Source organism: Xanthomonas cissicola, assembly GCF_008801575.1.
Lineage (GTDB): Bacteria > Pseudomonadota > Gammaproteobacteria > Xanthomonadales > Xanthomonadaceae > Xanthomonas > Xanthomonas cissicola.
In genome coordinates this window covers 15,300-37,590 of record NZ_VZPL01000044.1, presented here as the reverse complement: position 1 = coordinate 37,590, position 22,291 = coordinate 15,300, and the positions used below count along the sequence as shown (strand labels likewise).

Annotated in this window: 18 protein-coding genes and 3 pseudogenes; 10 read left to right on the top strand and 11 right to left on the bottom strand. The window is 67.2% G+C overall.

Annotated features, from left to right (window positions below):
• Nucleotides 1–106: pseudogene (locus F7R02_RS16940) on the top strand (IS5/IS1182 family transposase); the annotation flags it as partial.
• A 323-nt stretch (nucleotides 107–429) separates the two neighbouring features.
• On the opposite strand, the gene F7R02_RS16930 reads toward F7R02_RS16940, so the two are convergent.
• The 5 genes from F7R02_RS16930 to F7R02_RS16905 form a co-directional block, all read right to left on the bottom strand.
• Nucleotides 430–1,845, bottom strand: coding sequence for an amino acid permease (locus tag F7R02_RS16930; RefSeq protein WP_078591112.1), 1,416 nt, complete (start codon nucleotides 1,843–1,845; stop codon nucleotides 430–432).
• Nucleotides 1,846–2,057: 212 nt separating this feature from the next.
• Nucleotides 2,058–2,438: a hypothetical protein gene (locus tag F7R02_RS16925; protein ID WP_078591113.1), complete on the bottom strand. Its 381-nt coding sequence runs from the start codon at nucleotides 2,436–2,438 to the stop codon at nucleotides 2,058–2,060.
• Between the two features lie 119 nt (nucleotides 2,439–2,557).
• Nucleotides 2,558–3,178: a glutathione S-transferase gene (locus tag F7R02_RS16920; RefSeq protein WP_003482287.1), complete on the bottom strand. Its 621-nt coding sequence runs from the start codon at nucleotides 3,176–3,178 to the stop codon at nucleotides 2,558–2,560.
• Between the two features lie 165 nt (nucleotides 3,179–3,343).
• A complete protein-coding gene (locus tag F7R02_RS16910) occupies nucleotides 3,344–3,574 on the bottom strand; it encodes a hypothetical protein (protein ID WP_033479810.1) in 231 nt (76 codons plus the stop codon).
• 323 nt (nucleotides 3,575–3,897) lie between these two features.
• Nucleotides 3,898–4,830 (bottom strand): LysR family transcriptional regulator, encoded by a 933-nt coding sequence (locus tag F7R02_RS16905; RefSeq protein ID WP_078591114.1) that lies wholly within the window; start codon nucleotides 4,828–4,830, stop codon nucleotides 3,898–3,900.
• Nucleotides 4,831–4,926: 96 nt separating this feature from the next.
• Between F7R02_RS16905 and F7R02_RS16900 the strand changes: the two genes are divergently transcribed.
• From F7R02_RS16900 to F7R02_RS16880, 5 genes are all read left to right on the top strand, one after another.
• Nucleotides 4,927–5,934: a zinc-binding alcohol dehydrogenase family protein gene (locus tag F7R02_RS16900; RefSeq protein ID WP_078591115.1), complete on the top strand. Its 1,008-nt coding sequence runs from the start codon at nucleotides 4,927–4,929 to the stop codon at nucleotides 5,932–5,934.
• Between the two features lie 178 nt (nucleotides 5,935–6,112).
• Nucleotides 6,113–7,645, top strand: coding sequence for a DNA recombination protein RmuC (locus F7R02_RS16895; RefSeq protein ID WP_015472908.1), 1,533 nt, complete (start codon nucleotides 6,113–6,115; stop codon nucleotides 7,643–7,645).
• Between the two features lie 182 nt (nucleotides 7,646–7,827).
• Complete coding sequence (locus F7R02_RS16890) at nucleotides 7,828–8,232, top strand: hypothetical protein (RefSeq protein WP_170914463.1); 405 nt, start codon at nucleotides 7,828–7,830, stop codon at nucleotides 8,230–8,232.
• A 153-nt stretch (nucleotides 8,233–8,385) separates the two neighbouring features.
• Nucleotides 8,386–8,937: a glutathione peroxidase gene (locus tag F7R02_RS16885; RefSeq protein ID WP_078591116.1), complete on the top strand. Its 552-nt coding sequence runs from the start codon at nucleotides 8,386–8,388 to the stop codon at nucleotides 8,935–8,937.
• A gap of 58 nt (nucleotides 8,938–8,995) precedes the next feature.
• On the top strand, nucleotides 8,996–9,475 hold the full coding sequence (locus F7R02_RS16880; protein ID WP_078591117.1) for a nuclear transport factor 2 family protein: 480 nt from the start codon (nucleotides 8,996–8,998) through the stop codon (nucleotides 9,473–9,475).
• Nucleotides 9,476–9,612: 137 nt separating this feature from the next.
• Here F7R02_RS16880 and F7R02_RS16875 read toward each other — a convergent pair whose 3' ends face one another.
• The 6 genes from F7R02_RS16875 to F7R02_RS16850 are packed head-to-tail and all read right to left on the bottom strand — an operon-like array spanning nucleotide 9,613 to nucleotide 13,718.
• Nucleotides 9,613–10,668: an MlaA family lipoprotein gene (locus tag F7R02_RS16875; protein WP_078591118.1), complete on the bottom strand. Its 1,056-nt coding sequence runs from the start codon at nucleotides 10,666–10,668 to the stop codon at nucleotides 9,613–9,615.
• Nucleotides 10,669–10,678: 10 nt separating this feature from the next.
• Entirely contained in the window at nucleotides 10,679–10,969 is a 291-nt protein-coding gene (locus F7R02_RS16870) for an STAS domain-containing protein (RefSeq protein ID WP_011052905.1), read from the bottom strand.
• Nucleotides 10,959–11,621: an MlaC/ttg2D family ABC transporter substrate-binding protein gene (locus F7R02_RS16865; protein WP_003482305.1), complete on the bottom strand. Its 663-nt coding sequence runs from the start codon at nucleotides 11,619–11,621 to the stop codon at nucleotides 10,959–10,961. Before F7R02_RS16865 ends, F7R02_RS16870 begins: the two co-directional genes overlap by 11 nt.
• Nucleotides 11,618–12,163 carry an outer membrane lipid asymmetry maintenance protein MlaD gene (mlaD, locus tag F7R02_RS16860; RefSeq protein WP_078591119.1) on the bottom strand — a complete coding sequence of 182 codons (546 nt, stop codon included), beginning with the start codon at nucleotides 12,161–12,163 and terminating at the stop codon, nucleotides 11,618–11,620. Before mlaD ends, F7R02_RS16865 begins: the two co-directional genes overlap by 4 nt.
• Nucleotides 12,164–12,174: 11 nt before the next feature.
• Nucleotides 12,175–12,924 carry an MlaE family lipid ABC transporter permease subunit gene (locus F7R02_RS16855; RefSeq protein WP_003482308.1) on the bottom strand — a complete coding sequence of 250 codons (750 nt, stop codon included), beginning with the start codon at nucleotides 12,922–12,924 and terminating at the stop codon, nucleotides 12,175–12,177.
• Nucleotides 12,924–13,718, bottom strand: a complete 795-nt coding sequence (locus tag F7R02_RS16850; RefSeq protein ID WP_005922888.1) for an ABC transporter ATP-binding protein — start codon at nucleotides 13,716–13,718, stop codon at nucleotides 12,924–12,926. The genes F7R02_RS16855 and F7R02_RS16850 overlap by 1 nt, the downstream gene beginning before the upstream one ends.
• 382 nt (nucleotides 13,719–14,100) lie before the next feature.
• Here F7R02_RS16850 and F7R02_RS16845 point away from each other — a divergent pair.
• The 4 genes and pseudogenes from F7R02_RS16845 to recB form a co-directional block, all read left to right on the top strand.
• Nucleotides 14,101–14,313: pseudogene (locus F7R02_RS16845) on the top strand (DUF6916 family protein); the annotation flags it as partial.
• Nucleotides 14,310–14,536: pseudogene (locus F7R02_RS27555) on the top strand (hypothetical protein); the annotation flags it as partial. The pseudogenes F7R02_RS16845 and F7R02_RS27555, both read left to right, overlap by 4 nt.
• Nucleotides 14,537–14,887: 351 nt before the next feature.
• Nucleotides 14,888–18,292: an exodeoxyribonuclease V subunit gamma gene (gene recC / locus F7R02_RS16835; protein ID WP_078591120.1), complete on the top strand. Its 3,405-nt coding sequence runs from the start codon at nucleotides 14,888–14,890 to the stop codon at nucleotides 18,290–18,292.
• On the top strand, nucleotides 18,289–22,278 hold the full coding sequence (recB, locus tag F7R02_RS16830) for an exodeoxyribonuclease V subunit beta (RefSeq protein ID WP_078591121.1): 3,990 nt from the start codon (nucleotides 18,289–18,291) through the stop codon (nucleotides 22,276–22,278). The genes recC and recB overlap by 4 nt, the downstream gene beginning before the upstream one ends.
• Nucleotides 22,279–22,291 lie beyond the last annotated feature (13 nt).

The following is a 22,291-nucleotide window of genomic DNA, read 5'->3' as shown; positions in this document are numbered from 1 at the left end:
CGGCCTGGCCAAAAACACCGCACACGTGCTGACCTTGTTTGCGCTCTCCAATCTGTGGATGAAGCGAAAGCAGTTGCTGCCGGCTATGGGGAGCGTGCGCCTGTAAACCAGGAAATTCCCACGGAAAGCGCCAGAAATGGCGAAATTCCAAAGATTCAAACGCCACTCTTCGGAACGACGCGACATCCCGCACTCTCAGGCCTCGTTATTCAGACCTTCCTTAAAGCCCCTTCCCCGCCGGGGCGAGAAGGCACAGCTTGCGCGCCACTGGCGCGCGTGCCGTGGAGCGCCCGCGCTGCAAGCGCGGGCTGGGGCGCGGGGTTTGGGTGAGGGGACGGGGCAAAGCCCTCGTGTTACCCCCTGCAAGAGGCTACGCCCGCACCCTCATCCGCCCCTGCGGGGCACCTTCTCCCGCAGGGAGAAGGACGCTCAGCCCGCCTGATTCAACCGGCTATTCCGCCGCCCATACGCCAGGTACACCACCACGCCCAGCGCATTCCACAGCAGGAACCAGCCCTGCGTCTTGCTCGGCAGGCTCCAGAACAGATACAGGCAGCCGCCGATCGCCACCGGTCCCACCACCCACGCCAGCGGCGTGCGGAAGGCGCGCGCGCGGCCGGGCTCGCGCACGCGCAACACCAACAGGCAGGCCGCCACCGCCGTGAACGCCGCCAGCGTGCCAGCGTTGGCCAAGGCGGCGATTTCGTCCAGCCGGGCCACGCCCGCCAGTGCCGCCACCAGCACCGCGGTGAACAGCGTGATCGCCACCGGCGTGCCGGTGCGTGCATTGACCCTGGACAAGCCGCGCGGCAACAAGCCATCGCGCGACATCACGAAGAAGATGCGGCTCTGCCCGTACAAAAACGCCAGCAACACCGTGGGTAACGCAATGATCGCCACCGCACCGATCACCAAGGCCGCCTTGCCGTGGCCGAGTTCGCGCAGGATCAGCGCCAACGGCTCGGGGCTCTTGCCGAACACGGTAAAGCTCATCGCACCCACCGCGGCCAGCGCCACCAGCACATAGATCAGCGTGCAGCCGATCATCGAACCGACGATGCCGATCGACAGATCGCGCCCGGGGTTCTTGGTTTCCTCGGCCGCGGTGGAAATCGTATCGAAGCCGTAGAACGCAAAGAAGATGATCGCCGCCGCTGCCATCACCCCGCGCTCGACGCCATCGGGGCCCATCGCCTTGGAGAAGCCATACGGCATGAACGGCTGCAGGTTGGCGCTGTTGAAGGCCGGCAGCGCAATGGCCACGAACACGCCCAGCGCGATGATCTTCAGCACGACCAGTACCGCGTTGAGCGTGGCGCTTTCCTTGGTGCCGGCCATCAACAGGCCAGCCACCAGGAAAGTGATCGCCACCGCCGGCAGGTTGACGATGCCGCCGGCGTGCGGCCCGGCAATGAGTTCCTGCGGCAACCCCACGCCCAACCATTGCAGGAAACCGACGAAATAGCCCGACCAGCCGACCGCCACCGTGCTGACCACCAGCGAATATTCCAGCACCAGGCTCCAGCCCACCACCCAGGCAATGCTCTCGCCCAGCGCGGTGTAGCTGTAGGTATACGCACTGCCGGCAGCCGGCATCATCGTGGCCATCTCGGCATAGGCCAGCGCCGCGCAGGCGCACACGATGCCGGCCGCCACGAACGACAGCAACACTGCCGGTCCGGCCTTGTCGGCGCCCACGCCGATCAACGTGTAGATCCCGGTACCGACGATGGCGCCGATGCCCAGCGCGATCAGATGCGGCCAACTCAAGCTGCGGACCAGTTGCCGGCCGGCCTCGTGCACGGTGACCTGATCGATGGATTTGCGCCTGAGCCAAGACGACATGCGGACCTCGCGGGAATCAAAGAATGCGCGAGTGTCGCCCAACGCAGCGCAGCAAAGCTATCGGTCCAAGGTCATGCAGCAGCCGTGCCTGGGCAAGGTGGGCACGCGATGGCATCAGCCCACGCGCGGCGCATCGTGCCTTTCCATCGCCAAGCACAACCATCCATCACGGCATGCGCGATTGACGGCAGGCAATCGCACACACACCCCGCTCACTCAATCGAGGCGCGATGCGGCGGGCGCGCGTTGCGATAGATCAGCTGCACCGCCCAGGCGCCGGCAAGCCCGACCACACCGGCAGCGAAGTGGCTCCAGTCGAGCACCCGCGGAGCCGCGCCGTTGGCTTCATGGCCCCACAGGTTGAACCACAGCAGCACCAAGGCGGTGATACCCATGCCGATCCAGAACCACAGCCGGGTTCCGCCGATCGCATAGATCAAAAACGGCAATGCCGCACCGACCAGAAAATGCACCGGGAAAAAATACACCGAGCCGTAGGGCCGCATCACGTACCAGACGATCGCTGCGAACGTGCCCAGAAAAACGAACAGGCAAAGGGCCAGCAGGCGGGTTTGGTTGGTGGCAGTGGTCATCGGTGAGCCTCGCAAAAGCAGACCCTCACCCTACTCATGCCCAGGTCAATGCAGTGCGAGCGTGCTGCATGCATCGCTTCGGTGGTCTGGTTCGCTTCGCACAAGTGCGATGTGCGGCATTACGGTGCAGTGCAACCGTAGCGCCGAAATCCAGCGCGTGTTTTCAAGTGTGCGTAATACGCCGCCACCGCGGGCAATGGCACATGCGCGATGGGGCTGGCGACCCAGCGCTGTGTCGACAACCCCAGCACGATGTCGGCAAGCGTGAAGCGTGCGCCCAGGACGAACGGACCGCCGCGCTGCAGCTGCGCATCGAGGATCGCCATGTGCCGGTTCCACTGCTCCACGCTCGCCGCAATTGCCTGCGCATCGGTATGCGCTGCACTGCCACGCACGCTGGCCATGAATGCGTAGCGCCAGGCGGTATTGAGTTCGGTGGCCTGCCAATCCATCCATTGCTCGACCAGTGCGCGCGCGGCGGGCGCGGCCGGCAGCAGATCGTGGCGTTGACTGCGCGCAGCCAGGTAGCGGCAGATCGTGTTCGATTCCCATAGCACCAGTTCACCCTCGCGGATGACCGGCACCAGCGCATTGGGGTTGAGTGCGCGAAATTGCGGCGTCTGCACCGATGCAAAGCCGCTGCCATATGCATGCAGCGTGTAGTCCAGCCCCAGCTCATCGCACAACCACAACACTTTGCGCACATTGATCGAGCTCGGCTTTCCGTAAATCTCCAGCATGTGTTCCTCGGTGACACGCGTGATGGCTGGCAGTTGGCGGCGGTGATACGCGCTGCAGGCAACGCCGCACGCGCATGATGCAGCGTGCGCAGCCAATTGCATGCACGCACTCTGCGGTAATTAGCAGAGCGCGCAGTACATTCTCACTGCTGCACTCCTGCGCCGCTATAGCTCGATCTTGCCCGCGTACGCATCGCGCACGGTCTGGCTGATGTAGGTGCTCAGCCCGCGCCCGGCCGTGGCGAGCCGCTGCATGGTCGCCACGGCCTCGGCGCCCGCGCTGTCGGCGGTATACACATAGGTCTCGCCGCTGCGAAAGCGCACGGCGATGGCGTCGTCGGCCAGCGCGTAGGCCACTACGCCCGAGTGGCCGTTGCGATTGGCATAGCGCTGCATGCGAACCGGGCTGGGTGCGGTCATGCCGGCAGGCTAGAACCGCCGCAGTGATGGGCGCTTCAACGAACACGGCAATAACGCGCGCAGCAGCACCGCACGCCATGCGACATCGAACAGGTGGGCTGACTATTTCAGCGTCATGGCGCAGCTGCACAGCCATCATCTGCGCACCGAAAACGCGAAGGCCGCTGCAATGGCACGTGCCGCGAGTGTGGCAGACGGCGCGGTGGCATGCCGATGACGTGCCTCCGTACGCACCGCATCGGGAAACGACCTTGGTCTATCGAAGCAATCGTGCCGATCACTTCACTGCGATCACCGCATCACCCCATACCAAGCCCTCCGGCCTGCACCGGGTACAACGCCGTCAGCGCCTGGCAGCGCTGCGCAAACAGCGCATGCAATTGCCGGATCGCCGGCGAAAACTGCTTGCGGTGCGGGCACACCAGCTGCAGCGGCAGCCGATCGCCGCACTCGGGGAACAGCACCTCCAGCCGCCCGGCCTGCACGTCGGCACACACGTCCAGCCACGACTTGTAGGCGATCCCTTCGCCGGCGACCGCCCAGCGCCGCACCACATCGGCGTCGTCGCACAGCATCGCCCCGCGCACCGGCACCACGTGGCGGCGGCCCTCCCGGTCGAATTGCCAACGGTGGTAGGCGCGCCCGGCCAGCACGTACAGCAGGCAGGCGTGCTCGCGCAGCGCATCCAGCGTGGTGGGGCGCCCGTGGCGCTGCAGGTAGGCGGGCGCGGCCACCAGCACGCGGCGGTTGTCCGGTGCCACCGGCAAGGCCACATGTTCGGCATCGTCGATACGGCCGAGCCGAAATGCCACATCCACCGGCGCGCGATACAGGTCGGCCACCTGATCCGACAGGTGCAGGCGCAGGGTCAGCTTCGGATGTGCAGCGCGGAATTCGGTCAGCCACGGCAGCAGCACGTTGCGCCCCAGATCCGACGGCGCCGTCACCTGCAGCACGCCCTGCAGCGCACTGTCGTGGCCCCGCACATGCTCGCGCCCGTCGCGCAGCAGCTCCAGCACACCGCGCGCGTACGGCAGGTACTGCTCGCCCTCGGCGGTCAGCCGCAGGCTGCGCGTGGACCGGGCGAACAGGCGCAGATCCAGCGCGCGCTCCAGCCGGGCCACCGCCGCGCTGGCCTGGCCCGGCAACAGGTCGGCCTCGCGCGCGGCGCTGGAAAAACTGCCCAGCGCCGCGGTCCGTACGAACAGCGCCAGGTCGTCGAAGCGGACCATCTTCACTCCAATGGTGAAAGTGCTTGCGCAGTTTGCCGGTTTTTCCGTGAATCCGGGTGGCCGACCATGCAGCTCCCTCCCGCACGACGCCCTGCCATGAAAGCCATCGTCTATCCGCAACACGGCCTGCCCATCGACGATGCGCGCGCTCTGGTCGAACTCGAGCTGCCGCTGCCCACCCCCGGCCCGCGCGACCTGCGCGTGCGCATCCACGCCGTGTCGGTCAATCCGGTCGACACCAAGGTGCGCAGCAGCGCCGCGGTGGATGCCCCGCGGGTGCTCGGCTGGGACGCCAGCGGCGTGGTCGATGCGGTCGGCGAGGCGGTCAGCCTGTTCCGCCCCGGCGATGCGGTGTACTACGCAGGCGCGCTGACCCGCCCGGGCACCAATGCCGAGTTCCACTTGGTCGACGAGCGCCTGGTCGGGCGCAAGCCGGCCACGCTCGATGACGCTGCAGCTGCGGCGTTGCCGCTGACTGCCATCACCGCCTGGGAACTGTTGTTCGACCGGCTCGGCGTTGCCGAAGGTGGCGGCGAAGGCCAGGCGCTGTTGGTGGTCGGTGCGGCCGGTGGCGTCGGCTCGATGCTGGTGCAGCTGGCGCGCACGCTGACCAAGCTGACCGTGATCGGCACCGCCTCGCGCCCGGAAACCCAGGATTGGGTGCATGCACTCGGCGCGCATCACGTGATCGACCACAGCCAGCCGCTGAGCGAGGGCCTGCAGCGGATCGGCATCGCGCAGGTGCAGCATGTCGCCAGCCTCACCCACACCGACCAGCATTTCGCGCAGCTGGTCGAGGTGCTGGCCCCGCAAGGTCAGCTGGCGCTGATCGACGACCCGGCCACGCTGGACGCGCTGCCGCTCAAGCGCAAGAGCCTGTCGTTGCACTGGGAGCTGATGTTCACCCGCTCGTTGTTCGAAACCGAGGACATGATCGCCCAGCACCATCTGCTCAATCGCGTCGCCGAGCTGGTGGACACCGGCGTGCTGCGCACCACCCTGGGCGAGCACTACGGCCGCATCACCGCCGACAACCTGCGCCGCGCCCACGCCGCGCTGGAATCGCACCGCACCCGCGGCAAGCTGGTGCTGGAAGGCTTCTGACCCTACGCCTCAAGCCCAGACAGCGGCCCGCGTCGCCGCTGTCTGGCTGACTCCTGCAGCGCGTGCGCATGATCACGCCGGCCAGCAGGCGTGACGCAGCTGTTGCGACAGGCGCCGCTACACTGCGCGCATGTCATCCGAATCCCTGATCCTTCTCGGGCTGCTCGTCGTAGTCCTCGTGTTGCAGCTGCTGGCGCTGCTGCGACGTCCGTCCACCACCGCGCTGGAACATGCACTGCGCGCCGAGCAACGCGATGGCCGCGGTGAATTGCGCGAGCAACTCGAAGGCCTGGCGCGGCAGCAGGACGCCCGCCTGGAAACCTTCGCGCGCAACCTCACCGAGCTGTCCACGCGCACCGACCAACGCCTGGACCTGCTGCGCGATGCGCTCGGCGAAGATGCCCGCAAGGCGCGCGAAGAAAGCGGCCTTGCGCAACAACGCACCGGCGAGCTGCTGACCCTGCGGCTCACCGAACTGCGCACCCAGCTCGAAGGCTTCGGTCAGCAACAGGAAACCCGCATCCAGGTGTTCGGCCAGCAACTGACCGAACTGATCGCGCGCACCGACACCCACATGGCCGCGCTGCGCGACGCGCTGGCCGAAGACGCCCGCAAGGGGCGCGAGGAAACCGGGCAATCGCAACAGCGTTTCACCGAAGCGCTGGGCCAGCGCTTGAACGAACTCACCCAGCGCAACGAACTGCGCATCGGCGAGATGCGCGCCACGCTCGAGCAGCAGCTGGCCAATCTGCAACACGACAACGCCAGCAAGCTCGAATTGATGCGCGCCACCGTCGATGAAAAACTGCAGACCACGCTCAATACGCGTCTGGATGCCTCGTTCAAGCTGGTCTCCGAACGGCTGGAACAGGTGCAGCGCGGCCTGGGCGAAATGCAGCAGCTGGCCACCGGCGTGGGCGACCTCAAGCGCGTGCTCACCAACGTCAAGGACCGCGGTGGCTGGGGCGAAGTGCAGCTGGACAACATCCTTGAGCAAACGCTGACGATGGAGCAGTACGCGCGCGGCGTACGGGTCAAGCCCGACAGTGCCGAAGCGGTGGATTTCGCCATCCGCCTGCCCGGACGCGGCGACGAGCAGGTGGTGTGGCTGCCGGTCGACGCCAAGTTCCCGCGCGAGGACTACGAACGCCTGATCGACGCGCAGGAAAAGGGCGACCTCGACGCGATCAAGCAGTCGACCGCGCAACTGGAACGCGCCATCCGCATCCAGGCCAAATCGATCAGCGACAAGTACGTCTGCCCGCCGCACACCACCGACTTCGCGGTGATGTTTCTGCCCACCGAAGGGCTGTATGCCGAAGTGATCCGCCGTGCCGGCCTGGTCGATCTGCTGCAGCGCGAGCATCGCGTGGTGCTGGCCGGCCCCACCACGTTCACCGCCTTGCTCAACAGCCTGCAGATGGGCTTTCGCACGTTGGCGATCGAAAAGCGCTCTAGCGAGGTCTGGCAGGTGCTGGGCGCGGTGAAAAGCGAGTTCGGCAAGTTCGCCGGCATTCTCGAAAAGGCCGAGCGGCAGATCAGCACCGTCGGCAAGAGCCTGGGCGAAGCCAGCCGCAAGACCCGCACCATCGAACGCCGCCTGCGCGGGGTGGAAACACTGGCCGGCGAGCAGTCGCAGGCGTTGCTGGACGATGGCAGCGACGACACCGGCACCAGCAGCGAAGACGACAGCAACGACGAGCAGGCGTGATCGGTTGCGTAAGGCGATGCCACAAACCATGACGTAGGAGCGCACCCGGGCGCGACCAGGCATGACCGATAACGCTTCATCGCGCCCGGGTGCGCTCCTACGAATGCAGGTCTCCGGCATGTTCTCTTGCGCCGATCGACAGCACATCACGCAGACATCGCCACCGCGATGCTTGCACCCACCTGGTTCAAGACGAGATGCTCAACATGGCGACCCGATGGATCCACGCAGCGCTCTGCGCGCTGCTGCTGACCGCATGCAGCAATAGTTCGGCAACCAGGCAGGCCGCCGCGGCGAACGCTCCGCAGCCGCCGCACACCGTCTCCGCCGATGCTGCCGAATGCACGGCCAAGGGTGGACAACTGCGGCCGGTCGGCCGCATGCAGATTCCGCGCTGCATCGTGCCGTATGCCGATGCCGGCAAGACCTGCACCGACGACAGCGATTGCAGCGGCGACTGCCTGGCCACCAGCATCGTGCCGACCGGCGCGGCGGCCACCGGTACCTGTCAGCGCGACAGCGATCGCTTTGGTTGCCGCCAGACGGTGGTCGGCGGCAGGGGCCAGGTGGCGTTGTGCATCGATTGATGGCGTCGAAGATGGCCGAGCGCGTGGACGGGCCGGTCAGCCGATCGGCCCGTGAGCGTCGCTGCAGACAACTGCCAGCCGCGTGAGCGAGCGGCATCGCTCGCCTCACCGTGGCCGTTTATGCTCTGGGCTCTCCCTGCCCAGGACGCACCGATGAGCCAGACGCTATACGACATTCCCGTGACCCGCATCGATGGCCAGCCCACCACCTTGGCGGACTATCGCGGCAAGGTGCTGCTGGTGGTCAACGTCGCCTCCAAGTGCGGCCTGACCCCGCAGTACGAAGGGCTGGAAGCGCTGTATCGCGACAAGCGCGCACAGGGCCTGGAAGTGCTGGCGTTTCCGGCCAACGACTTCAACGGCCAGGAGCCGGGCAGCGAAGCGGAGATCGCGCAGTTCTGCCAGCTCACCTACGACGTCACCTTCCCGATGTTTGCCAAGATCGCCGTCACCGGCGACCAGGCGCACCCGCTGTATCGGACACTGACCAGCGCCCATCCGCACACCACCGGCGACGGCCCGATGCGCGAGAAACTTACCGGCTACGGCATCGCCCCCAACCCCGCGCCCGGCGTGGTGTGGAACTTCGAAAAATTCCTGATCGGCCGCGACGGCAAGATCATCGACCGCTTCGCCCCGGACATCCCTGCCGACGATGCGCGCTTGCGTGCCGCGATTGATGCGGCGCTGGCCACACGCTCATAGAGCGCTGTCGGCATTGCGATGACGCGTCATGTCCTTATCGGGAGCCGGCGAATAGGCGATGACCTTCAAGTACTTCTTCAGGTCTTCAATGCTCGCGTTGTCGATGGTGACTGGCTGCTCGCACGTGCCCGGCACGGCGTCCACCCCTGACACGCAGGCAGAGCAGTACATCGTCGACTGTTCTCGCGATTGGGCAGAGTCTGTCGTGACAGGAAATCGGTCAAAGCGCAGGATTTACTTTGCCGACGACTTCATCGGGACTGACACCAAGGGCCGCAGATACGATAAATCCCAGGTCACTCGCGAGACGGGTCCTGCCAAGCAGACCATTTCCAACACACTCGACGAGATAAACGTCAGGTTCTTCGGAGATACCGCGATCGCGCATGGGAGTGAAACGTGGACCCGTAAAGACGGGTCTACCGGCCGGTATGTCTGGACCGATATCTGGATCAAGCGGAGTGGTCAGTGGCAAATCATCGCTGCGCAAGATGCGGCGGTACCGGTACCGACACCGCCTCGCAACGACGGCACCTAGCAGCGCTGTCATGCCGAGGCGCTTCGCAATGCGGCGTTCGCCGTTACGTCGCAACCGGTCTGGCTGGTGCCTGACACAAAAAAGCCCGGGATCGCTCCAGGGCTTCGACGTTCATCACTGACCAACTATCCGACCGCTCAACGCACCCAGTTCGGGATCGGCATGGCGTTACCCGGCACGGTGTTGTCCTTGTCGTCGCGCAGGTATTCCGGCAGTTCGTTGTTCTTTTCGCGATGGCTGCGCAGATCGCGGGTGATCTGGTAATTGCGGCGCTGCATCCACGCATCGCGGGTCAGCGCGTATTCGTCCGGCGCCTGGTCGCGCAGCGAATCCAGCGACATCAGCTGCGCGCGCGTGTCCACCAGCTGCAAGCCCTGCAGGGCGAAGCGCGTACCGCCGTCGTCCACCTGGCGAATCCACGACAGCGGAATATCGCCCGCCAGCCCGAAGGTGTCGCGTACGGTGCGCGGCCCGAACAACGGCAGCTCGAAGTAGCGCGAGTTACGCCAGCCCCACACGCCCAGCGTCTGGCCGAAGTCTTCGCTGCGCCGCGGGATACCGGCCGCCGAAGCGGGGTCGAACAGCCCAGCCACACCGAGGGTGCTGTTCATCACAAAGCGCCCCAACGACTGCATCGCATGGACCGGGTGGCCTTGCAGCAGCTGGTTGACCATGGTCAGCGGCGTGCCCAGGTTGTCGAAGAAGTTGGTCACGCCCAGGCGCGCCGGGCTGGGCACCACCTTGGTGTAGGCCGTCGCCAACGGACGCGCCACGCCGCGGTCCACCGCCATGTTGAAGCGGTGCATGCCGCGGTTGTAGCGCTCCCACGGGTCGTATGCCGGCGCCGCGCCCGGTTGTGCCGGCGTACCGTTGGCGCTTGCTTGCGAGGTGGTCGGGCCATACAGCGCGTCGAAGTCGCTTTCGGCATCGGTGGGCGCGCCTGCAGCGGCGGTGTCGGCGCCCGCAGCGGCTTGCGGATCGGCAGGAGCAGCAGCGCTCGCCGGCAGCGCATCCGGGGCGGCCATCCCGGACGCGGCCGGCTGCGCGGTCACTCCGGCATCGTCGCGTACCGGCGCGTCGGCTGCCGGCGCGATGGCGGTACCGCCCGACGGCGGTGCGGATTTGGGCGCCTGGCTGGCGCAGGCACCCAGCAGCAGGCTGGCCAACAACGGAAGAGAACGGAACTGGGTCATGGGCTGGCGCTCAGGCCTGAAAATCGAGAGTGGGGGACAACCGGTAAGCGGCGCGCAATTCGTCCAGGCCGGACGCCTCGCCCACCACTTCGCCGCTGCCGGCTTGGCGCAACCGGGCAGCCAGTTCGGCCAGCATCGCCACGCCGGCACTGTCCAGGCGTTGTACACCCGACAGGTCCAGCGCGCGCGCGCCATCCAGCTGTGCGATCGCCTGCGGCCAGGCCGCGGTGACCGCCGCACGGTCGAGCACGCCGGTGATGACCAGCGTGTCGCCCATGCGTTGCACGGTATTAGTTGCCATTGGCCGGTGCCGCACCGACCTGCAGGTTGCCGCTACGCAGCTCGGCGGCCACCTTGGCGATGCCCTTCTCGCGCAGCGGGCCGTCGAACTGGGTCTTGAAGGTCTGCACGTAGGAAATGCCTTCGATCATCACGTCGAAGATCTTCCACTGGCCGCCGGTATTGCGCATCAGGTAATCGACCGGGGTCGGGTCGTTGCCGGCACGCAGCAGGTCGGTGGACACCTTGACGCCGCGGTTGCCCGGCAGCGCGCTTTCGGACTTGGCGCGGAAGGTCGGCTTGCCTTCGAAATTCAGCAGCGCGGTGCCATAACGCTGCATCAGGTTGTCGGCCAGCGCATCGGCAAACAGCTTGACGTCGGCATCGGAGGCGCCGCGGCCATGTACACCCAGCACTAGACGGGCCGAGTAGTCGCGGTCGAAGGCCTTGTTCAATTCGCCATTGATGAACTGACGCAGCGCCGCCGGATTGCTGCGGAACTCGGCACGGCGCTGGTCCAGCGTGCTCAGGATGCGGGTGCTGCTGTCGATGACGGTCTTGGTCGCCGCGCCCTGCGCAGGCGCGCTGGCAGCGGCCGGCTGCGCCAGCACGGTCGCCGGTGCGCACACCAGCAGGGTCGAGGCCAGGACGGCAGAAAGCACAGTGGTCTTCATTGGTGTGGTTCCGTAGAGGGAGGAGCGGTTTGGGCAGGCGCGGGCGCCTGGCCGTTGGCGGTGGCCGGGGCATTGCTGCCGCCGCCGCCACCACTGAACATGTATTTGCCGACCAGCTGCAGCAGATCCACTGCCGGCTGGGTGAAGCCGATTTCGTCGCCCGGCTTGAGGGTGTCCGGGTCGCCGCCCGGCTGCAGCCCGATATAACTCTCACCGAGCAAGCCGCTGGTGAAGATGCCGGCCGAGGTGTCGGCAGGCAGGTCCTTGTACTTGGTATCCAGCGACAGGGTCACGATCGAATCGAACTTGGTCGGGTCCAGGCTGATGTCGGCCACCTTGCCGATGGTCACGCCGCCGATCTTCACCGGTGCCTGCGCGCGCAGCTGGCCGATCTGGCTGAAGCGGGCGGTCAGCGTGTACTGGCTGGAGCCAAAGCCCCAGCGCTGGTTGGTCGAGGCCACCGCCAGCACCAGCAGCGAGGCCAGGGTCAGCAGCAAAAAGGCGCCGACGGCGAATTCGAGTCGTGGTCCACGCATGGCCATAGTTATTCCACTCACCTAAACAACATTGCAGAAAGGACGAAGTTGAACATCAGCACCAGCAACGAGGCGTTCACCACCGCGCGGGTGGTGGCGACCGAGGTGCCTTCGATGGTCGGTTCGGCATGGAAGCCCACGTAGGCGGCAACCAGTGCCGCGGTGCCGCCGAAGATCGCCGACTTGAGCATCGCCACGCCGAAGTCGTCCCAGAAGTCCACGCTATTGCTCAGACCCGACCAGAACGTGCCGTTGTCGATGCCCAGCACATGCACCGCTTCGAAATAGCCGCCGGTGATGGCCAGCGAGCAGAACACGCCGGTGAGCAGCGGCACCGTCAGCACCGCCGCCCAGAAGCGCGGCGCCACTGCCTTGGCCACCGGGTCGATGGCCATCAGTTCCAGCGCCTTGATCTGGTCGGTGGCGCGCATCAGACCGAGCTCGGCGGCGATCGAACTGCCGGCACGGCCGATGAACAACAAGGCGGTCAGCACCGGCGCCAGTTCGCGATACAGCGACAGGCCCAACAGCGTGGACAACGCATCCGATGCACCGTAGGTGGTGAGCGTGCGATAGCCCTGCAAGGTCAGCACCAGGCCGACGAAGGCGCCGCCCACCGCAATGATCGGCAACGAGCGTGCGCCGACCTTGTAGATCTCGCGGACCAGTTCGGCAATGAAATCGCGCGTGGGCAGCGAGCCGCGCAGCACCGTCAGCGAAAATAGGCCAGCGCGGCCGAAGGCGCGAATGGAATCGGCGAAGGCCATCAGGCAGCACTCCGGTCGCGGCGCGGGGCGGCATCGAAGGCGATCGGGCCGTCCGGCTGGCCGTGCAGGAACTGCTGCACCAGCGGGTCGGTGCTGTCCTGCAGCTGCGCAGGCGTGCCGGCGAACACGATGCCGCCATTGGCGATCACCACCGCCTGCTCGCAGATCGGCAGCGTCTCGTGTACATGATGGCTGACGATGATGCTGGTCAGGCCCAGGCTGTCGTTGAGGCGCTGGATCAGGCTCATGATCACGCCCGAGGCGATCGGGTCCAGCCCGGTCAGCGGCTCGTCGTAGATCATCAGCGGCGGGTCCAGCGCCAGCGCGCGCGCCAGTGCCACGCGCCGCGCCATGCCGCCGGACAACTCGCGCGGCCAGGCATCGGCTGCGGCCAGCAGGCCGACGGCATGCAGCTTCATCTGGACCAGGCGCTGCAGCACCGCTGCCGGCAACCGCGTGTGGGTGCGCAGTGGCAGCGCGACGTTCTCGGCCACGCTGAGGTCGGTGAGCAGGCCATTGCCCTGCAGCAGCACACCGACGTTGCGACGCATCTCCAGCAGCGCGCGGCTGCCGGTGGGAATGGGATTGCCGAACAACGTGACCGTGCCGGCGACCGGTCGCAGCTCGCCGGTCAGCGCTGCCAGCATGGTGGATTTGCCGCTACCGGACGGACCGAGCACGGCCGTGATGCTGCCGCGTGGCACCTCCAGCGACACATCGCGCAGGATCGTGCGCCCGCCGCGATCGATGCGGACACCGGACAACTGCACGACAGGGGAAGCGGAAGCCGTCATCGGTGCCTTTAACAAAATTACAACGCGATAGAGTAGCCCGCGCACCGCTGAACATAACCAGACTGGCGCGTGCAGTATTGTCGCATTCACCGAGTGGCGATGTGCGGGTTGCGCGTCGCTGTCTGCGTAACAGCGTGTCCTGCAACGCAACCAGGCCACACGCATGCGAGCGGGATCAAGAACGTACGCCGCAGTAGGGACGTAACCGACAGTTGCCGAGACGCGCCGTGTTTACCTGCAGATGGTCCCGTGCGCTGTCGTCGTCTTGCCTGTCGCTGTTGCAACGATCTGCCGAGCACGTCGCGTTGTCGGCAGCGGCATCCTGTCAAACCGGCCACAAAACGTGACGATCCATGCTACTTCGTCGCTACAGGAACCTTCCATGGAGGTGCTGACGCTTGAACACGTCGCCGGTAGCGTTAACGAGACCTTTGCTGCCGCATTGAATGAGGGCGAGGTGCCGTTCGTGCTGGTGGAAGCGCGGCCCTTGCAGCATGCGCGCAATTCGCAACGTGCACCGGTTTCGTTGCTGTTTCGCAATGGCTCGGCCTTTTTGTTTCCGCAGCAGACCTATCAGATGCGGCATGCGCGGATTTCCAGGGCCGTGGCGATGCGATCCTGAGCTACGCCGACCTCACCGATGCCCCTTCTATCGCACTGCGCAGAGCGCGTTCGACCGCAACCGGCTGATGGTGGGCATCGGTGCGGCGCTGCTGACCGAACAGGGCCTGTCGACGCGGCTGGAATACCGCGGCATCACCGACGGCGACAGCAGCAACGATCAGACCTGGATGATCAATCTGGAAAAGAAATACTGATCGGGTTGCAAGCCATGCAGTCATGTAACGCGGTGGGCCGGGCGAATACCCCGGCCCATCGTCTTGAGGGCGTGCGCGTCGCCGCGCACCCACGGTGGCGATGCTGCGTGTCTGCGCGGTGCAGGGCGGCGCTTGGCGGTTCCAAGGCTTGCGCGTGACGATGGCAGCGCGTCGTATGCGGCGTGATGCCTGATCGCAGTTGTTGAAGCGGGCTGCGCGCGCGGTCGATCGGCATCTTTCGCGCAGCGCCGGTGCGCGATGCCGTGCGGCTTTGCGCTCAGCGCGGCCACCTGGGCGCCGACACGGCGGCCAACAACGCCTCACGCGCGCATCCGGCACAATGCGCCACGCATGCACGCCACTTCCGCGCCCGATTTCCGTCTTTATCCATCCAATGCGCTGGATACCCTGGCCGCCTTGCTCGCGCAGGAGTTGCGCCGGCCGATGCCCGGGCAGCCGTTGCTGCAGCCGGAGGTGGTGCTGATTCCACAGGTGGCGATGCGGCGCTGGTTGCAGTCCACGCTTGCGGCCGAGCACGGTGTTGCGGCGAATCTGGAATTTCTCACGCCCGGCGAATTCGTCGCGCGCGCGCTGGAGCGCAACCTCGGCGCGGCCGACGACGACCTGGACATGGCCACCACGCAGTGGCGGTTGTATGCGGCCCTGCAATCGGACCTGGGCAGCGATGCTGCGTTGGCGCCACTGGCCGGCTATCTGTCCGATGGCGATGCGCTCAAGCCGTGGGCGCTGGCCGGCGAGCTGGGCAGCGTGTTCGAAAAATACCAGGCATGGCGCCGCGACTGGCTGCTGCGCTGGGAAGCGGGCGCCGATCCGGACGACCCGCAGGCACGGTTGTGGCGCAGCATCGCCGCCGGCCGGCAATACCGTGCACGGCGCATCGGCCAGTATCTGGACCGCTACGCGCGTGCCGATGGTCCGTTGCCGCAAGGCCTGCCGCCGCGCGTGTTCGCCTTCGCCATCTTGAACATCTCGCCGGACGTCTTGCGCGTGCTGGCCACGCAGGCGCGCGTGGGTACGCTGCACTTCTATCTGCCCACCCCGACGCAGGGCTACTGGGGCGACCTGCAGACCTTGCGGCAACGCCGGCGCGAAGACGGCGCCGTGCAACTGTTCGCCGAGCAGGTGCATGAAAACCCGTTGCTGCAGGCCTGGGGCGCAGCCGGGCGCGACTTCATGGCGCTGGTGGGCGACTACGAAGTGGTGCACCCGCTGGCGGAAATTGCCGCCTACGCCGACCCGTTGGACTCCGGCCGCCGCACGCTGGCCGATGGCGGGCTGGGCGACAGCCTGTTGCGGCGCATGCAGAGCGATCTGTTCCATCGCCGCGGGCCTGCAGCTGACGCGCGATTGCCGGCGGTGAATCTGCACGACCCCAGCCTGCAGGTGCACGCCTGCCACACGCGGCTGCGCGAGTTGCAGGTATTGCACGACCAACTGCGTGCGTTGCTCGACGATGCACGCTTCGACCCGCCCCTGCAGCCGCGCGAGATCGCGGTGCTGTCGCCCAACATCGACCCGTACGTGCCGTATCTGGATGCGGTGTTCGGCAGCCACGGCAACGACGACGCGCTGCCCTACGCGCTGGCCGATGCCAGCCCGTTGGCGAGCGAACCGCTGGCCGAAGTGTTCCTCGCCTTGCTCGGTTTGCCGATCGCGCGTTTCGGGCTGCATGAAATCCTCGACCTGCTGGCCAGCGCGCCAATCGCCGAAGCGGCCGGCCTGGACGAAGCCGGGCTGGAACGCCTGCGCAATTGGCTGCACGCGGCCGGCGCGCGCTGGGGCCTGGATGCGGCGCACCGGCGCCAGCACCAGGCACCGGGCGACGATGCCTACACCTGGCGTTTCGCGCTGGACCGGCTGCTGCTCGGCCATGCCAGCGGCGCCGACGAGGACATCGATGGGGTAGCGCCGTGGCCGCAGCTGGAAGGCAGCGCACTGGCCGCACTGGACACCTTGTTGCGGCTGTTGCGCGTGCTCGAACGGCATCAAGCCGCGCTGGCCGACGCGATGACACCGGTCGAGTGGCGCGAGCGTTTGCTGGGTCTGCTCGAGGCATTGATCCCGGCCACGCCGACTGCGCCGCGCGCGCAACGCGCGCTGGATCGCTTGCGCACCTTGATCGACCAGTTTGCCCGCGATGCGGTACGCGCCGAGTACGCCGGCAAGGTGCCGGCCGAGGTGGTGCGTGCGCATTTCGCCGCGGTGCTGGGCGACTCGGATACGCGTGCGCCGCTGCTCACCGGCGGCATCAGTTTCGGGCGCATGGTGCCGATGCGCTTGCTGCCGTTCCGCGTGATCTGTCTGCTCGGCATGAACGATGGCGACTTCCCGCGCCGCGACCCGGCCGCCGGGCTCAATCGCCTCACCGCGGAACTGGGCACCGAGCGTCGCCGGCACGGCGACCGTTCCACGCGCGAGGACGACCGCTTCCTGTTCCTGCAGTTGTTCGCCTCCGCGCAAGAGGTGTTTTACCTCAGCTATCTCGGTGCCGATGCGCGTGATGGCAGCGTGCGCGAGCCGTCGGTGCTGGTCAGCGAATTGCTGGCGAGCGCTGCGCAGTACCACGCCGCCAGCAACGCGCTCGACACGCTGGTGGTGCGGCACCCGTTGCAGCCATTCGCCGCCGCCGCGTTCGGTGCGCTGGGCGACGACGGCGCCGATCCGCGCCGTTTCAGTTATCGCCGGCAATGGCGGCCGGCGGTGGACAGCCTGGTCGGCCAGCGGCAGCCGCTGGCGCCGTGGGTGGCCGGTGCATTGCCGGCCGAAGCGATCGCCTTGCCGGCCAGCATGTCCATCGACGCGCTGCGCCGCTTGCTGACCGACCCTGCCGGGCAGTTCCTGCGTCATCGGTTGGGCATGCGCCTGCCCGATCCGGCCGGCGAAGACAGCGATCTGGAACCGTTGCTCGCCCCCACGCGCGGGCTGGATCACTACGGCTTGCAGCAGCAGGTATTCGAAGCTGCATTGGCCGGCGACACCGAAGGCCTATACGAGCGCCTGCGCGCGCGCGCGCTGCTGCCGTCCGGCCCGCTGGGGCGGCGCCAGCTCGACGAGCGCGTGGCGCAATTGCGCCCGTATGCCGACGCATTCCGGCAGTGGCGTGGCGAGTTCCCGGCCCAGTCGCGCCGGCTGCAGGTGCAGATTGGCGAGATCGAACTGCACGGCCGTGTGCCGGGCTGGTACGCAAGCGGCGTGGGGCGCGTGCAGGTCGGCGCGCTCAGCGGGCGCAGCGCCATTCGCCACGGCTTGGAGTGGTTGCTGCTGCGCGCCGCTGGCGAACACGCGCCATACGTGCGTTTCTTCGAACACGACGACGGCCTGGGCCCGCATCCCATCGATGCACAACCGCTGTCGCAAACGCAGGCGCATACCGCATTGGCCGAGCTGCTGCAGCTGTATCGCCAGGGCTTGCAGACACCGCTGGCCTTCGCGCCGTACAGCAGCTGGAAATATCACCAGGCCGCGCGCGGCGGCGACCTGGACAAGGCCATCAAGGAGGCGGCCGGGCAGTGGCAATCGGGCTTTGGCTGGAGCGAATCGCATAGCCCGGAACTGCGCCTGGTCACCCGCGGCCGCGACCCGTTTGCCGACGCGCAACGCTTCGCCGCGTTCGCCACCACCAGCCATCGCGTGTACGCATTGCTCGAACAGGGGAACACCGGCGCGCCACTCGAGACCGAGCGGGTGATCGACAGCTGGCGACACTGGCACGGCGCGCGCGAGGATGCCGAATGAGCATCAGCCCCGTCACCGACCCGTATCTGCAGTTGCCGCTGCACGGCGTGCGCCTGATCGAGGCCAGCGCCGGCACCGGCAAGACCTTTACGCTAGCGACGCTGTTCACGCGGCTGGTGGTCGAGCGCGGCTTGCGCATCGGCCAGATCCTGGCGGTGACCTTCACCGAAGCCGCCACGCAGGAGCTGCGCCGCCGCATCCGCGAACGCCTGGTGCTGGCCGCAAGCCTGGTCCCCGATGCCCCACCGCCTCTTGTAGGAGCGGCCCTGGCCGCGACCGACCTTGCCGACGACCCGTCGCGGCCAGGTCCGCTCCTACACGCAACACCCGACGTGCTGCTCACCGGCGCCATCCTCGCTACCCATCTGGACGCTGGCGCCGAAACGCCCGCCACCTTGCGTCGCCGCCTGCAGCAGGCGGTGGAAGAAATCGATCTGGCTGCGGTGTTCACCACCCACGGTTTTTGCGCGCGCGTGCTGCGCGAACACGCGCTGGAAAGCGGGCAGGCGTTCGCTGCGCCGGAGTTGCTCGCCAACGATCGCGAATTGCTCGGCGAAGTCGCGGCCGATCTGTGGCGGCAGCGCGCCGCCGATGCGGTGATGGCCGAAGATCTCATCGCCCTGTGGTCGGGCGGCCCCGAGGCCTTGGCCAGCGATCTGCGCGCGCTGGTGCGGCACCCGACGCTGTTGCCGGCAGTCGCCGCAACCACCGACGATGCGGCCGCCTTGCTGCAGGCCGTGCACGCGGCGGCCAACGTACTGGCTGACGCATTCAACACGCACGGCACCGCATTTTTCGACGCCATCATGTCGGCCATCGAGGGCGGCATCCTGAGCAAGGTCAGCTACAAACCCGAGTGGCTGGCAGCGCTGTGGCACTGGTTCGAACACTTCGCTGCCGCGCCATCGTCCAACACCGCGCCACACGCCAAACTGCTCAAGTTGACCGCTGCGGAGCTGGCCGCCGGCACCAACAAGAAGTTTGTCGATCGCACGCCGTCTTCGCCGATGAGCCACGAGATCGACAGCTATCTCACTGCGCTGGCGCGTGTCGAGGCGTGGCGCAGCCGTCGCCGTGTCGCGCTGCTGCATGCGCTACGCGACGATGCCATCGCACGGCTGGCGCTGCTCAAGCGGCAACGCCGCGTGCAGACCTACGACGACCTCGTCGATGGGGTCGCGCACGCATTGCAGGGCGCACAGGCCGACGCCCTGGTCAAACGCCTGCGCACGCAATACGCCATCGCGCTGGTGGACGAATTCCAGGACACCGACGACCGCCAGTGGTCGATCTTTTCCAACGTGTTCGGCGAAGGCCCGCTCGCACAAGCCGCCGGACTGGAACCGGCGCTGTTTCTGATCGGCGACCCCAAGCAGGCCATCTACGGCTTCCGTGGCGGCGATGTGCGCACCTATCTGGCCGCGGCAGTCACCGCCGAACTGGCGCCGCCGCTGAGCCACAACTTCCGCTCGCGCCCCGGCGTGCTGGCGGCCATCGACGCGCTGTACGCGCAGGCCGGCTACGCCGATGCCTTCCTCACCAACGGCATCGCCTTCCACCCGGTGCGGGCTGGGACCAAGCGCGTCGATGAAGACCTGCAACGCGATGGCGTCACTGCGCCGGCACTGACGCTGTGGCGGGCGCCGGAACCGCCGCCGCCTGCCAAAGGCAAGCCCAAGCCCTGGAGCGCCGGCCGCGCGCGCGAGCTGGCGACCGCCGCGTGCGTTGCAGCGATCCGCGGCTGGTTGGCCGGTGGCCGCGCCGGCACGGCCACGGTATGCGGTCGCCCGGTGCAGGCCGGCGATATCGCCGTGCTGGTGCGCAGCCACGGCGAGGCCACGCGCATCCAGCAGGCGCTCGGCGCGGTGGGCATCCCGGCGGTGGCCGCCGGCAAGCAAAGCCTGTTCGCCACGGAAGAGTCGCTGGAATTGCTTGCCTTGCTGCAGGCCTTGCTCGACCCGGGCGACGACAGCCGCCTGCGCGCCGCCTTGGCCACGGTCTTGATCGGCGAAGACGCCATCGCCATCGCCGCACTTGAACGCGACGGCGAGCGTCACCGCCGCTGGCAGCAACAGGCGCTGGACTGGCGCGAACGCTGGCAGCGCGGCGGCCCGCTCGCCCTGATCGGCGACCTCGGCGCCACCCACGGGCAACGCCTGCTCGCATTGGTCGATGGCGAACGCCGCCTCACCAACTATCTGCAACTGGCCGAACTGCTGCAGGAAGCCGATGCGCGCGCACTCGGCCCGCATGGCCTGGTCGACTGGCTGTCGCGGCGCATCGCCAATGCCGACGACAACGACGAAGCCCAGCAGCTGCGGCTGGAATCGGATGCGCGCCGCGTGCAGATCGTCACCCTGCACAAGAGCAAGGGCCTGGAATATCCGCTGGTGTTCCTGCCGTATATCGGCATCGGCCGCAAGCCACCGGACCAGAAGCCTGGCAAGCGTGTGATTGTTTATCGGGATGGCAAACGCTGTTTGCATTGGCCTGATGACGTTGACTCCATGGAATGGAAAGCGATCAAAGAGGAATGGAAGAAGGAGCAGGATGCCGAAGACGCGCGCCTGCTCTATGTCGGCCTCACCCGCGCCGAGCACGCGTTGTGGATCGCCAGCGGCCCGTTCCACCAGCACGAACGCACCGCATTGTCGGCCATGCTGCGTGCGCTCGATGCGCTGCAGGGCGCGGCGGGCGAGGGCACCGTGGTGGTGGACACCACCACGCCGCCGGCCCACCTGCCGCGGCTGCCGGCTCCGAGCGAGGCGCAGGTGCCGCTCGCGCGTAATCCGCAGCGTCACATCGCACCCGAGTGGTGGGTGTATAGCTTTACCCAACTGGCCAACGCCGATGCCGGCGCGGCCACCGACCCGATGGCCAGCGCCACCGTCGTCGGCAGCGGCGGCAGCGATGAACCGTCCGGCAGCGAGGCGGTTGCCGTGGCCGTTGCCACCGACGCCGAGCCGTTCGATCCGCGCTTTGCCGGCAACCGCTTCGGCGTGGTGATGCACGACGTGTTCGAACGTTGCGACTTCGCCGCCTGGCAGGCCTGGCGGCCCGGCCAACCCGCGCCCGACGGCCAGGCCGCACCCATCCTGGAGGCCCTGCAACGCGGCGGTTACGCCCAGGACGACCTCGACGACGGCCTGCGCATGCTCACCGCGCTGATCGGCCACACGCTCACCGTCGCATTGCCCGAAGGCACCCGCCTGGCCGACGTGCCCGAACCGCAGCGCCGCAACGAGATGGAATTCCATTTCGCCATGCGGCCCACCCGCATCGATGCGTTGCTCGCCTTGCTGCATCGGTTTGGCGTGGTCGGCGACCGCCAGGCCTTCGGCGCGCGCCAGCGCCTGGAAGGCCTGATGACCGGCCTGATCGACCTCACCTACAGCGCGGACGGGCGCTGGTATGTGCTGGACTACAAATCCAACCGCCTGCCCAGCTACGACGCCGACGCCCTGGCGCGGGCCATGGCGCACAGCGAGTACGAACTGCAGGCGCTGATCTACACCGTGGCCCTGCACCGCTGGCTGCGCTTCCGCCTGGGCGACGCCTACGACTACGCCCGCGACTTCGGTGGCGTGCGCTATCTGTTCTGTCGCGGCCTGGATGCGGGGCATCATGCGGCAGCTGCCGGGTCGGAATCCGGTGCCGAAACCCTTGGCCATTCCATCGCGGGCCAGCGCACGGCCGCACCCACCCGCGCTTCCACGGGCGACAGACCCGACTCCGCGCGGAACGCTGGCGCCCCAACCGCTGGCGGTGCGCTCGCGCCGCTTGGCGATCCGGCACCGGGCATCCACGCCTGGCGTTTCGAACCAGCGCTGGTGCTGGCCCTGGACGCCTTGTTCGCTGGCAAGCCGACAGATGCCCTGTCCAATGACGTGCTAGAGCAAGGTGCCGCCAACGGCCTCGAGCCCCTCTCCCCCCGGGAGAGGGGTTGGGGTGAGGGTACGTCCGCCGAGGGAACGCCTGCCCCATGAACCAATGCACCAC